An 11,956-nucleotide genomic window follows, 5' to 3' on the forward strand; every position below is an offset into this window, starting at 1 on the left:
GCCGCCGGGAGGTGAGGGTGTGATGGGCGGGGTGCGCGCCGCGGGCTGGGAGGCGCCGATCACGGTGGCCGAGCTGGTCAACGCCGGGCCGCTGGCCGGGGCGCGGATGTACGGCACGGGTGAGGTCCAGGTGCGCCAGGTGCGGATCGTGGACGAGCTGTCGGTGCTGGGGCAGGTGACGCCGCACACGGCCGTGGTGCTGATCGGCGCGGCGGCCGGCGGCGGCTGGGCGGTGGAGATGGCCATGCGCCGGGCCTGGGAACAGGCGGCGGCGTGCGTGATCGCGCCGTCGGGCGGGCTGAGCGCGGGCTCCGGGGAGGTGCTCGCCGAGCGGCTCGGCATCACGCTGATCTTCGTGGACGAGGATCCCCTGATCGTCGCCGTCCGGATCGCCTCGGCCGCCTCCCGCCCTGAGGCGGCCCGCACCCAGCTCGTCGCCCGCTGCGCCACCCGCCTCGCCGAAGCGGGTCCCTCGGCCCGGCGCGTGCTGGGCGTCCTGAACGCCGAACTGCCCGGCACCTCGGTGACCTTCCTCGACCGGTACGGCCGCCACGTGGCCGGCGCCCGCCCCACCGACCGCCCCGGCGTGGAACGCCCGGGCCAGGACCGTCCGGACCTCGACCGGCCAGGCGCCGAGCGTCCGGGCCAGGCGGGCCCCGACCGGTCCGGCGTGGAGCGTGCAGGAGTGGAGGAAGCAGGCGGGCGGGTCGCGGTGAGGGAGGCGGGTGGGCGATCCCTGGAGGGGGAGCAGCCTCCCCTTCGAGCCGCGGCCGGAGAGCCTCCTGTGGCCGCGAGTGATGGCGCGACCACCGATGAGGACGGTAGGTCACATGAGGCGAGAGGCGAGCGGGCCGCGGGCCGGGGCGAAGGCGGTGCGTCGCGGGGCGGGCGAGGCGCCGGGGCGCGGTGGTCGGCCGAGGTGGAGGTGCTCGACCAGGAGGGTGGCGTGCTGGGCACGCTGGTGGCCGTCGGGTCGTCCCGGTCGCCCGGCTGGCCCGCGGCCGTCCGTACCGTGCTGAATCTGGCGGTGGCCCCGCTGACCGCGTGGGCCGCGCGGGAGCGGCTGCGCGCCTCCCGCGACTTCGCCCTGCAGCAGGCCCTCGCCGAACGCCTGCTCGCCGAAGCCGAAGCCGAAGCCGAAGCCGCGCCCGGAACGGGAACCGAGCACGGAACGGGACCGGAGCCCGGGGCAGGAGCCGCGCCCGGGACGACAGCCGAGGACGGGACAGGAGCCGAGACAGAAGCCCGAGCCGAGACAGGGGCCGGAACAGAGGCCGCGACAGGAGCCGAGGCAGGAGCCGGGACAGGGGCCGGAGCAGGGGGACCGGCAAAGGCTGGATCGAAGGCTCGGATGGAGGGCGGGGCGCGGGTGGAGGCGGTCGCGCTGGGGTGGCCCGTGGAGGGGGAGCTGACCGGCTACCACGTCCGCCCGACGGCGGAGGCGGCCGACAGCCCGCTGGCCCGGACACTGATCACCGCCGCCCTCGGCCAGGTCCCCGTGCTGCCCAGGGGCGAGGGCTGGGCGGGGTGGTCCGCGCTCGACCCCGGCGAGCTGGCCGCCCGCCTGGCGCGCGGCGTGCGGAGCATGCCGTGGCCGTGCGTGGCCGGGGTGGGCGCGCGGGTGGAGGGCCTGCGGTCGGTGGGGGAGTCGCTGCTGGGCGCGGAGGCGGCGGCGTTCGTGGCGGCGCCGGGCACGGTGGCGAGGGCGGACCGGATGGGCCCGGCCGAGCTGCTGGGCGCCCTGCCCACCGGCGTCCTGCGCACCCCCGCCGCCGTCGTGCTGCGGCCGCTGCTGGCCGTCGACAAGGACGGCACGCTGCTGGAGACGCTGGCGGCCGTCCTGGACGAGGGTGGCGCGCTGAAGGCGGCCGAGCGCCTGGGCGTGCACCGCAACACGGTCACCACCCGCCTGGAGCGCGTCAAGTCGGTGGGGTTCGACCTGGACGACGCCGCCACCCGGCTGGCGCTCCAGCTGGCCTGCCACGTCCTGCTCCGCTGACCGGACCGGCAGGATGCACTGGCGGCACCGCGGCTCTGTGCGGGCCGCACATCCCACCCGGGCCGGTGGGCGCGTACGGTGCAGCGCATGAGCTATCGCGTCGCCATGGACATCGGCGGCACCTTCACCGACGTCGTCTGCTACGACGAGCGGACGGGGGCCGTCACCGCCTCGAAGGCGCCCACCACTCCGGGAGATCTGGCCGAAGGCGTGTTCGCCGCGCTCGGCCGGGTGGTGGACGACCCCGCGGAGATCTCGTTCTTCGTGCACGGCACCACGCAGGGACTCAACGCGCTGCTGGAACGCAAGGGCGCCCGGGTGCTGCTGCTGGCGAGCGAGGGCGGCGGGGACGTCTACCAGATCGCCAGGGGCAACCGCGACCGCATGTTCGACCTGCGCTACCGCAAGCCCGTGCCGCTCGTGCCGCGCCAGGACGTCATGGAGGCGGGCGGCCGGCTCGACTACCTGGGGCGGGAGTTCGTGCCGCTCGACGAGGCGTCGGTACGGGCGGCGGCGCGCCGGGCGCGCGAGGAGGGGTTCGACGCGGTGGCGGTGTGCCTGCTGTTCGCGTACGCCAATCCGGCGCACGAGGCGCGGGCGGGCGAGATCCTGCGGGAGGAGCTGGGCGAGGGCGTGCTGGTGGTGCTCTCGCACGAGGTGGCGCGGGAGTGGCGGGAGTACGAGCGGACCTCGTCGGCGGTGCTGGAGGCGTACACCGGGCCCGTCGTGCGCCGCTACCTGGCCAGGGTCGAGCGGCGCTTCGCCGAGCGGGGCCTGGCGGTGCCGGTGCACGTCATGCAGTCGTCGGGCGGGCTGGTCAACGCCTCGTACGCGATGCGCAGGCCGCTGCAGACGCTGCTGTCCGGGCCGGTGGGCGGTACGATGGGCGGTGTCGCGGCCACCCGCCTGCTCCGCGGTGAGGGAGCGCGGGGCAACGCGATCTGCATCGACATGGGCGGCACGTCGTTCGACGTGTCGCTCGTCGTGAACGGGCGCCCCGACGTCAGCGCCGAGGCCCGCATCGAGGGCTACCCGGTGCTCATGCCCATCGTGAACCTGCACACCATCGGCGCGGGCGGCGGCTCGATCGCGTACGCCGAGGCGGGCGCGCTGCGCGTGGGCCCGGAGTCGGCCGGCGCGGTGCCGGGGCCGGCCTGTTACGGCAGGGGCGGCACGCGGCCGACCGTGACCGACGCGAACGTGGCGCTCGGCCGGGTGGATCCGGCCTGGTTCGCGGGCGGGCTGATGGAGCTGGACGCGGAGGCGGCGGGCGAGGCGGTGGCCACGCTCGCCGGCGAGCTGGACCTGGACCCGCTGCTGCTGGCCGAGGGGATCTGCGACGTGGCCAACGCCAAGATGGCGCAGGCCATCCGCACGCTGACGGTGGAGCACGGGATCGAGCCGCGGGAGTTCGCGCTGGTGGCGTTCGGGGGCGCGGGGCCGATGCACGCCGCGTTCATCGCCCGGGAGCTGGGCATCTCCGAGGTGGTGGTGCCGCGCTTCCCCGGCGCGTTCTCGGCGTGGGGGATGCTGGAGGCCGACGTACGGCGGGACCTGACGCATCCGTACTTCCGGCCGCAGGACACCCTCAACCGCCACGACATGTCCCGAAATTTCGGCCTATTGGAGGAGGAGGCCCTGACCGCGCTCTCCGCCCAGGGCGTCCCCGAGGACCGCCGCCGGGTCGAGCACGCCGTCGACATGCGCTACGAGGGCCAGGACTACACGCTCACCATCCCGCTGCGCGACGCGGCCGAGCCCGCCGAGCCCGGCTTCCTGGAGACGATCGCGGCCCGCTACGCCGAGGCGCACACCGCCCGCTACGGGCACGCCACCCCGGAGGCGCCCGTGGAGTTCGTCATGCTGCGCAGCACCGGGTTCGGCTCCTTCCCGCGTACCGCCGCCGCCCCCGCCCAGGCACCCGAGGAGCGGGCGGAACGCGTACGCGACGTGATCTTCGACGGGGCCGTGCACAGCACGCCCGTGCTGCGGCGCGCCGGCCTGGACGGCGAGCTGGCCGGGCCCGCGATCGTGGTCGAGGAGACCGCGACCACGGTCATCCCGCCCGGCTGCGTGGCCACCGTCGACCCCAACGGATTCCTCATCGTGAAGGTGAACCCCTGACATGGACCCCGTCACCACGGAGATCATCCGCTGCGCCCTGCTCCAGGCCGCCGAGGACATGAACACCACCCTCATCCGCAGCTCCTACACCCCGGTCATCTACGAGGCCAAGGACTGCGCGGTCGCGCTGCTCGACCGCGACCACAACGTGCTGGGCCAGTCGTCAGGGCTGCCGATCTTCCTGGGCAACCTGGAGGTGTGCACCCGCGAGACCGAGCGCAGGTACGGGCGGGAGGTGTGGGAGGAGGGCGACGTGTGGGTGCTCAACGACTCCTACATCGGCGGCACCCACCTCAACGACGTCACCGTCTACGGGCCGATCTTCGTGGACGGGGAGCTGGCCGGGTTCGCGGCGTCGCGTGCGCACTGGCTGGACGTCGGGTCCAAGGACCCGGGCGGCTCGATGGACTCCACCTCGATCTTCCAGGAGGGCCTGCGGATGGGCCCGGTCAAGGTGTACGCGGGCGGCGAGCCCTGCCGCGACCTGCACGAGGTGATCGCCGGCAACGTGCGCTTCCCGCACGCCACGCTCGGTGATCTGCGCGCCCAGGTCAGCTGCGCCATGACGGGGCAGCGGCGGCTGAAGGAGATCGTCGCCCGGTGGGGCCTGGAGACCGTGCTGGCGGCCCGCGACGAGATCTTCGCCCAGACCGAGCGGATGGAGCGCACCGCCATCGCCGCCATCCCCGACGGCATCTACCAGGCCTCCGGCCACCTCGACAACGACGGCATCGACCTGGACGTGCCGCTGCCCGTCAACGTCACCATCGCGGTGGCGGGCGAGTCGATGCACGTGGACCTGACCGACTGCGCCGACCAGGCGACCGGCCCGGTCAACTGCGGCGCGGCGCAGGCGGTGGCCGCCGTGCGCGTCGGCTACAAGCTGCTGGTCTCGAGCGACGTGCCGCTGAACGGCGGCTCGTTCCGCCCGCTGACGGTGGAGACGCGGCCGGGCTCGATGCTGGCCGCCGAGTCGCCGGCCGCCTGCCAGTACTACTACTCCCACCTGGGGCTGCTCATCGACCTGGTGGTCAGGGCGCTGGCGCCGGTGCTGCCAGAAAAGGCGGCCGCCGCCTCGTACGGGGACTCGATGATCGTGCAGTTCACCGGCACCGACCCCCGTACCGGCAAGGTGTACGTCTCCCAGGAGGCCACGGTCGGCGGCTGGGGCGCGTGGGAGGGCGGCGACGGCGAGGACTGCCTGATCAACAACGTCAACGGCGCGCTGCGGGACATGCCCATCGAGGTGCTGGAGACCCTGTTCCCGGTACGCGTGCGCCGCTACGAGGTCCGGCCCGGCACCGGTGGGGCCGGGCAGTGGCGGGGCGGGAACGGGGTGGTGCGCGAGTACGAGTTCTGCGGCGACACCTCGCTGTCGCTGTGGTTCGAGCGCTCGGTGACGCCGGCGTGGGGCCTGGCGGGTGGCGGGGCGGGCGCGCCGCCGCGCGTCACGCTCAACCCGGGGCGGCGCGGCTCGCGGGAGCTGCTCAAGGTGAACGCGCTGCCGGTCAGGGCCGGTGACGTGCTGCGCTGCGAGACCGGCGGAGGCGGCGGCTACGGCCCCGCCGAGCGGCGCTCCGCCGAGGCGACGGCCGCCGACCTGGCCCGGGGCATGACCACCGGCTGAGCCGGTCAGGGCACGAGCACGTCGCGCAGCAGCCGGGGGCCGCCGGGGCGGGCGCGCCACTCCCTGGGGTAGCCGAGCGAGACCTCCTCGAAGCGCACCCCGTCGTACCAGGTGACGCGCGGGATGTGCAGGTGGCCGTAGATCACGGCGGCGGTCGGGTGGCGGGTGTGCCACCGCCTGGTGGCCGTCGTGCCGCACCACTGCGCGAACTCCGGGTGGCGCAGGACGTCGGTGGGCTCGCGTACCAGGGGATAGTGGTTGACGAAGACGAGCGGCACGCCGTCCGCGAGCCCGGCCAGCCGCCGCTCGGTCAGCTCCACCCTGGCCCGGCACCAGGCGTCGCGGCTCGGGTGGGGGTCGGGGTGGAGGAGGTACTCGTCGGTGCAGACCACCCCGGTCTGGTGGGCGTACGCGAGCGCGCTCTCCTTGGTACGGTGGCCGTCCGGCAGGAACGTGTAGTCATAAAGCAGGAAAAGGGGCACGATCCGCACCGGCCCGCCCGCGCCCTCCCACATCGGATAGTCGTCCTCCGGGGTGAGCACGCCCAGCCCTCGGCACAGCTGCACCAGGCGCTCGTAGCGGGCGGTGCCGCGCAGGCCCGGCGGGTCGCCCGGCGGCGTCCACAGCTCGTGGTTGCCCGGCGTCCACACGACCCGCTCGAACCGGCTCGCCAGCAGCTCCAGTGCCCACTCGATGTCCGCCAGCCGCTCGCCGACGTCGCCCGCGACCAGCAGCCAGTCACCGGGCGTGGAGGGCTTCAGCTCGCGCACGATGGCGCGGTTCTCCTGGTAGCCGACGTGCAGGTCACTGATGGCCAGCAGCCTGCTCGCGCCCGCTCCGGGCGACGGACGCCCCATCACGCCACCCTGGGCAGCATCGCGGCGACCTCGCCCGCCAGGCAGGGATCGGCGAGGAGCGCGTCCGCGATCGCCAGCCGCAGCGCCGCGCGGCTCGGCCCGTCGTCCGGCTTGGCCTCGGCCACCCGCTCGATGACCCGCCTGGACGCGGCGTCGCCCCGCCCGAAGAGGCGCTGCAGGATGCGGCCGCCGCAGGCCTCGGGCGTGCTGGCGGCCAGCTCGCGGGTCCTGGCGAGCACGCTCCCGCCGTACGCGTCGATCGCCAGGCAGACGAAGGGCATGATGTCGTCCGCGGTGTCCACGTGACCCTCCCGAGATCGGCCTGAACGCGATGGTAGCCCCCGGGGCAATACCCTGTCGGGTGTGCCCGCGCCGTACCTCACCCTCGCCGCCCCCGTCGAGCACGAGACGGAGGCCAAGCGCTCCCGCTTCATCTGCGCCGTGGCCCCCGCGCGCAGCGTCGAGGAGGCGCTCGCGTTCATCGGCGAGCGGCGCCGCGAGCATCCCTCCGCCAGCCACAACTGCACCGCGTACGTCATCGGCACGCGCGTGCAGAAGGGCGACGACGACGGCGAGCCAGGGGGCACCGCGGGCACGCCGATGGTGCAGGCCCTGGTCGGCAGGGGCTTCAGCGACGTGGTGGCGGTGGTGACCCGCTATTTCGGCGGCACCCTGCTCGGGGCCGGCGGCCTGGTGCGCGCGTACGGCTCCGCCGTGACCGAGACGCTCGACCGGGCCGAGCCGGTGCGGATGGTGCCGGCCAAGCTCGTGCGCGTCGCGGTGGCGCACGACCAGGCCGGGCGGGTGGAGAACGACCTGCGCGCCTCCCGCCACGCCGTGCGCGACGTGACGTACGCCGGGGAGGTGAGCTTCGCCGTCGCGGTGGGCGACGACGAGGTGGCCGCGTTCACCGACTGGGTGGCCACGCTGACCGCCGGGCGGGCCCGCGTGGACGTCGGCGAGGACCTCCACGTGCCCGGCTGACCGGCCTTCGAGAACCTCCACGCGCCCAGGACCGGCCTTCGAGGACTTCCGCGTGCCCGGCTGAGCGGCCTTCGACGGCGGGCCGCGCGACTTCGCCGGCCCGCTCAGCCTTCGAGGGCGTACTGCATGACGCGGAACTTCGCCTGGGCCTCGGCCAGCTCGGCGGACGGGTCGGAGTCGCCCATGATGCCGCCGCCCGCGAACAGCCGGGCGCGGCGGCCCCGCACGAGCCCCGAGCGCAGCGCGATGCCCCACTCGCCGTCGCCGTGGGCGTCGATCCACCCGACCGGGCCGGCGTAGCCCGCGCGGTCCATGCCCTCCAGCTCCCGGATGACCTCGATCGCGGTGCGGGTCGGGGTGCCGCCCACGGCGGCCGTCGGATGCATGGCGGCCACCACGTCCAGCACCGAGGCCCCGTCGGCCAGGCGCCCCGTGACGTGGCTGGCCAGGTGCTGCACGTTGGGCAGCATCAGCAGCTCGGGCTCGTCGGGCGTCTCCAGCGAGGAGCAGAGCGGCGCGAGCGTCTGGCGCACGGAGGCGATCGCGCACTCGTGCTCGTGGCGGTCCTTGGCCGAGGCCAGCAGCGCCGCCCCGCGCGCGAGGTCGTCGGCCGGGCCGTCGCCGCGGGCGGTGGTGCCGGCCAGCACCAGAGACTCGACCTCCTGGCCCGTGCGCCGGATCAGCAGCTCCGGCGTCGCCCCGACCAGCCCCGCGACGGAGAACGTGTAGCACTCGGGAAAGCGCCGCGCCAGGCGCGTCAGCAGCAGCCGCACGTCGATGGGGCGCTCGGCGACGGCGACCAGGTCGCGCGCCAGCACGACCTTCTCCAGCTCGCCCTCGCGGATACGCTTGGCGGCCCTGGCCACGACCTCCTCCCACTCGGGGGCCGACAGGCTGCCGTCGCCGTAGCGGATGCGGCCGGGCTCGACCAGCGGGTCGCGGACCGGGTCGCGCAGCAGCGACAGCGTCTCCAGCGGAGCCTCGCCGACCGTGGTGAGCCAGGCGTGGCCGCCGCGGCGGGCGAGCACGGCGCGCGGGACGACCAGGACGGAGCCGCGGGCGTCCTCGTCGAAGGTGAAGCTGCCGAAGGCGACCGGGCCAGAGCCGGGGGTGCCGACGGCGTCGTCGACCCGGGCGTCGCCGAACACGGTGGCCAGCCACTGCCGGGCCCAGGCGAACCGGCCGGGCCCCGGGGGCACGGACACCCGTGCGGCCTCCCCCCATCCGACGAGGCCCTCGCCGTTTCTGACCCACGCGTAGGGCGCCGTGCCGGGCAGGGACGCCAGCAGATCGCCTGGGTCGCCGACGGGGGTGGTGCGAACCGGCAGCGGGCGGGTTGTTCCGAGCGCGACACTCACCCAAGACACTCTATGCGGGAACTGAACACGTTCGACTCAGACCCCCGCGAATGCGGGGTAACGGCCAGGCGGCCCGGAAAAAACCGCACGTTACGCGGTATCAGCCTCAACCCGATCACGTGCGGCCTTGTCAAGCGGCGATATGAAGTCGGTCCTGAAATCACAGACATCGCCGGAACGCCATAGTCCGACCATGATCCACTTTCTACCTTGGTCCCCATGATCGGTCGCCTGGGCTCCGCGCTCACCGCAGTGATTCTCGTCTCCTCCACCGGTCCGGCGCAGGCCGCCGCGGCCCAGTCCGTGCCCGAGGTCATGGCCGCGCTCGGCGACTCGATCTCCACCGGCTTCAACGCCTGCGGCTGGTACGTCTCCTGCAAGGCGCGCTCGTGGTCCACCGGCGACAACCAGCTGGTGGACAGCCACTACCTGCGCCTGTCCACGATGTCGGGAACGCTCCAGAAGCACAACCTCAACTTCGCCGCCCCCGGCTCGACCAGCGCCGACCTGCTCGGCCAGGTCCGCAAGGCGGTCGAGGCCAAGGCCGACTACGTGACGATCCTGGTCGGCGCCCAGGACGCCTGCACCCGCACGGAGCAGGCCATGACGCCCGTCGAGACGTACCGGCGGCGGCTGGACGCGGCGCTCGCCGAGCTGCGCTCCGGGGTGCCCGGCGCCAGGGTGTTCATCGCCAGTATCCCCGACCTGCGGCGGCTGTGGCACGTGGGCAAATCCAACCCGATCGCCCGCACCTTCTGGACGGTGGGCCGCATCTGCCAGAGCATGCTCGCCCGGCCCGACTCGACCAAGCGGGCCGACGCCGAGCGCCGCGACCGGGTGCGGGCGCGGGTCATCGCCTACAACCGCGAGGCGGCCGAGGCGTGCACCGCCTTCGGCCCCGGCTGCGACAGCGACGAGGGCGCGGTGTTCGACTACCCGTTCACGCTCGACCAGGTCAGCAAGTGGGACTTCTTCCACCCGAACACGGCCGGGCAGCGCGTCCTGGCGCGGCAGACCTTCGAGCACGGCTTCAGCTGGATCGACCCGCGCTAGCCTCCCTGGGAGCGGGGCGCGCCGTCACCGGCACTGGGCGAGCATGACGCGCTTGTCCGCCGCCCTGACCGGCACGTCGTACTTCAGCGCCACCTGCGCGAAGCGGGTCACGTACGCGCAGCGGATGCGCCGCTGCGGCGGCAGCCAGCTCGCCGGCCCCGAGGCCTCCTTCGCCTCGTTGGCGTCGCCGTAGACCGGCAGCAGGTTCAGCGGGTCGTTGGCGAAGGCCAGCCGCTTGGACATCGGCCAGCGCCGCGAGCCCATCCGCCAGGCGTAGTTGAGCGGCACCACGTGGTCGACCTGCACCTCGTCGGCCTCGGACTTGCGCCAGTGAATGGTCCTGCCCGTGTAGGGGTCGGTCAGGACCATGGAGACGACCACGCAGTCGGAGCCCGCCCGGTATCTCACCTCCCGCCCGTCGCGGGCCAGCAGGTCGTCGCGGGTGCGGCAGCCGTTGCGCGCGTACGGGACGCCGCTCGCGGTGTCGGCCCAGTTGTCGCCGTACCAGGTGCGCCGGTAGCCGGTGTTGGGGCCGAAACCCTTCACGCGCAGCCGTTTGATGAGGCCGCGTGCCCGGGCCTCGTCGGCGTCCGACATGATGGGGGCCAGTCCGGGCCGCGTGCCGCCGGTGTTGCCCAGCGGGCTGGCCGCGGTGGCCGCGGGTGTCTTGGCGCTGCCGACGAAGGAAACGACGATGATGGCTCCGGCCAGAAGGGCGATGGCGTCCTTCGCGCTCAAGCAGGCCTCCGAACATGCGAGGTTGTCTAGAGAAATTCCCGGCATGGCGGGTTCCGACACGGGGAGGGTTATGTGACTGATCGTCCGATCGATCCGGACGTCGATCTTCACGTCCCGGCGCAGCGCGCGGAGCTGCACTGGCCCGTGCTCGGGGCGATCTCGGCCGGCGGCGCCCTGGGCGCCCTCGCGCGCTTCGGCCTGCAGTCGGCGCTGCCCGCCGGGCCGGCGGACTTCCCCTGGGCGACCTTCATGATCAACGTGTCCGGCTGCCTGCTGATCGGGGCGCTCATGGTGGTGATCACGGAGGTGCGGCCGGCGCACCGGCTCGTGCGGCCGTTCCTGGGGGTCGGGGTGCTGGGCGGCTACACGACGTTCTCGACGTACGCGGTGGACGTGCAGCGGGCGGTGGCGGCGGGCGCGCCGCTGACGGGGCTGGTCTACCTGGTGGCCACCCTGGCGGCGGCGCTCGTGGCCGTGACCGCGGGCATGTGGCTGGCCAGGCGGCTGACGAGGAAGAGGCCGGTGGGCGCCCGATGACGGTGGTGCTGGTCGTCGTGGGGGCGGCGCTCGGGGCGCCGCTGCGTTACCTGGCGGACCGCGCGGTGCAGGCGCGGCACGACACCGTCTTCCCCTGGGGGACGCTGGCGGTGAACGTGGCCGGGTCGGCGCTGCTGGGCTTCCTGGCCGCGCTGCCCGCCCAGGGCGCGGCCATGGCGCTGCTGGGCACCGGGTTCTGCGGGGCGCTGACGACGTACTCGACGTTCGGCTACGAGACGATGCGGCTGCTGGAGGAGGGCGCGCGCTTCCACGCGGTGGCCAACGCCGTCGCCGGCGTGGTCGCCGGGCTCGGCGCCGCGTTCTGCGGGGCGGCCCTGGCCCAGGCCCTCTGAACCCCTTCCACCCCGCTGGCGGTATGTCGGGTTTCGCCGCTAGATGGGTATTAAGGGGCACAGTGCACCATTCCGGTGCATCTCATCCGTACAGGGGGGATTTCCCATGGCAGACACGAAGAAGAAACCCGCCGCCAAGACCGGCAAGTCCAAGAAGCAGGCCATCAAGAGCAACAGGCAGGCCAAGGAGAGCAAGCGGGAGACGAGCACCAAGCCGACCACGGACCAGGAGTGACGCGTCCCTGCCGCCCGGCCGGCACAGGCGGGTGGCAGCGGCGACGTGTCCACCGAGTGCCATGATCCGGCAGCCGGGGCCGCACGCCCCG

At 74.0% G+C, this 11,956-nt stretch carries 12 protein-coding genes; 8 read left to right on the top strand and 4 right to left on the bottom strand.

What is annotated here, in order from left to right:
* Positions 1–22: 22 nt before the first annotated feature.
* The 3 genes from FH608_RS12955 (at position 23) to FH608_RS12965 (ending at position 5,750) form a co-directional block, all read left to right on the top strand.
* A complete protein-coding gene (locus FH608_RS12955; RefSeq protein WP_139630710.1) occupies positions 23–1,999 on the top strand; it encodes a PucR family transcriptional regulator in 1,977 nt (658 codons plus the stop codon).
* Positions 2,000–2,086: 87 nt separating this feature from the next.
* Positions 2,087–4,123 (top strand): hydantoinase/oxoprolinase family protein, encoded by a 2,037-nt coding sequence (locus tag FH608_RS12960; protein ID WP_139630711.1) that lies wholly within the window; start codon positions 2,087–2,089, stop codon positions 4,121–4,123.
* Position 4,124: 1 nt separating this feature from the next.
* The gene (locus FH608_RS12965) at positions 4,125–5,750 is read left to right on the top strand and encodes a hydantoinase B/oxoprolinase family protein (protein WP_139630712.1); all 1,626 of its coding nucleotides are present in this window, start codon (positions 4,125–4,127) and stop codon (positions 5,748–5,750) included.
* A 5-nt stretch (positions 5,751–5,755) separates the two neighbouring features.
* Here FH608_RS12965 and FH608_RS12970 read toward each other — a convergent pair whose 3' ends face one another.
* Together FH608_RS12970 and FH608_RS12975 are read right to left on the bottom strand one after the other, a co-directional pair.
* Positions 5,756–6,607 (bottom strand): metallophosphoesterase family protein, encoded by an 852-nt coding sequence (locus tag FH608_RS12970; RefSeq protein WP_139630713.1) that lies wholly within the window; start codon positions 6,605–6,607, stop codon positions 5,756–5,758.
* The gene (locus FH608_RS12975) at positions 6,607–6,909 is read right to left on the bottom strand and encodes a hypothetical protein (protein ID WP_139630714.1); all 303 of its coding nucleotides are present in this window, start codon (positions 6,907–6,909) and stop codon (positions 6,607–6,609) included. Before FH608_RS12975 ends, FH608_RS12970 begins: the two co-directional genes overlap by 1 nt.
* A gap of 61 nt (positions 6,910–6,970) precedes the next feature.
* On the opposite strand from FH608_RS12975, the gene FH608_RS12980 reads away from it, so the two are divergent.
* Entirely contained in the window at positions 6,971–7,591 is a 621-nt protein-coding gene (locus FH608_RS12980) for a YigZ family protein (protein ID WP_139630715.1), read from the top strand.
* Between the two features lie 104 nt (positions 7,592–7,695).
* On the opposite strand, the gene FH608_RS12985 is transcribed toward FH608_RS12980, so the two are convergent.
* Entirely contained in the window at positions 7,696–8,949 is a 1,254-nt protein-coding gene (locus FH608_RS12985; RefSeq protein ID WP_139630716.1) for an isochorismate synthase, read from the bottom strand.
* A gap of 219 nt (positions 8,950–9,168) precedes the next feature.
* On the opposite strand from FH608_RS12985, the gene FH608_RS12990 reads away from it, so the two are divergent.
* On the top strand, positions 9,169–10,002 hold the full coding sequence (locus tag FH608_RS12990) for a GDSL-type esterase/lipase family protein (protein ID WP_139630717.1): 834 nt from the start codon (positions 9,169–9,171) through the stop codon (positions 10,000–10,002).
* A gap of 24 nt (positions 10,003–10,026) precedes the next feature.
* On the opposite strand, the gene FH608_RS12995 is transcribed toward FH608_RS12990, so the two are convergent.
* The gene (locus FH608_RS12995; protein ID WP_226899409.1) at positions 10,027–10,740 is read right to left on the bottom strand and encodes an HNH endonuclease family protein; all 714 of its coding nucleotides are present in this window, start codon (positions 10,738–10,740) and stop codon (positions 10,027–10,029) included.
* A gap of 72 nt (positions 10,741–10,812) precedes the next feature.
* Here FH608_RS12995 and crcB (FH608_RS13000) point away from each other — a divergent pair, with 72 nt between their 5' ends.
* From crcB (FH608_RS13000) to FH608_RS53795, 3 genes are all read left to right on the top strand, one after another.
* A complete protein-coding gene (gene crcB / locus FH608_RS13000; protein ID WP_139630718.1) occupies positions 10,813–11,277 on the top strand; it encodes a fluoride efflux transporter CrcB in 465 nt (154 codons plus the stop codon).
* Positions 11,274–11,630: a fluoride efflux transporter CrcB gene (gene crcB, locus FH608_RS13005; protein WP_139630719.1), complete on the top strand. Its 357-nt coding sequence runs from the start codon at positions 11,274–11,276 to the stop codon at positions 11,628–11,630. Before crcB (FH608_RS13000) ends, crcB (FH608_RS13005) begins: the two co-directional genes overlap by 4 nt.
* Before the next feature lie 106 nt (positions 11,631–11,736).
* Positions 11,737–11,865 (top strand): hypothetical protein, encoded by a 129-nt coding sequence (locus FH608_RS53795; RefSeq protein WP_263008687.1) that lies wholly within the window; start codon positions 11,737–11,739, stop codon positions 11,863–11,865.
* Positions 11,866–11,956 lie beyond the last annotated feature (91 nt).

Source organism: Nonomuraea phyllanthi, from assembly GCF_006334985.2.
Classification (GTDB): Bacteria; Actinomycetota; Actinomycetes; order Streptosporangiales; family Streptosporangiaceae; genus Nonomuraea; species Nonomuraea phyllanthi.

Bases quoted from the DNA above. Each gene is read 5' to 3' on its own strand.
- FH608_RS12990 (WP_139630717.1), top strand. From the start codon at position 9,169: ATGATCGGTCGCCTGGGCTCCGCGCTCACCGCAGTGATTCTCGTCTCC.
- FH608_RS53795 (WP_263008687.1), top strand. From the start codon at position 11,737: ATGGCAGACACGAAGAAGAAACCCGCCGCCAAGACCGGCAAGTCCAAG.
- FH608_RS12960 (WP_139630711.1), top strand. From the start codon at position 2,087: ATGAGCTATCGCGTCGCCATGGACATCGGCGGCACCTTCACCGACGTC.
- FH608_RS12970 (WP_139630713.1), bottom strand. From the start codon at position 6,607: ATGGGGCGTCCGTCGCCCGGAGCGGGCGCGAGCAGGCTGCTGGCCATC.
- FH608_RS12965 (WP_139630712.1), top strand. From the start codon at position 4,125: ATGGACCCCGTCACCACGGAGATCATCCGCTGCGCCCTGCTCCAGGCC.
- FH608_RS12955 (WP_139630710.1), top strand. From the start codon at position 23: ATGGGCGGGGTGCGCGCCGCGGGCTGGGAGGCGCCGATCACGGTGGCC.
- crcB (WP_139630719.1), top strand. From the start codon at position 11,274: ATGACGGTGGTGCTGGTCGTCGTGGGGGCGGCGCTCGGGGCGCCGCTG.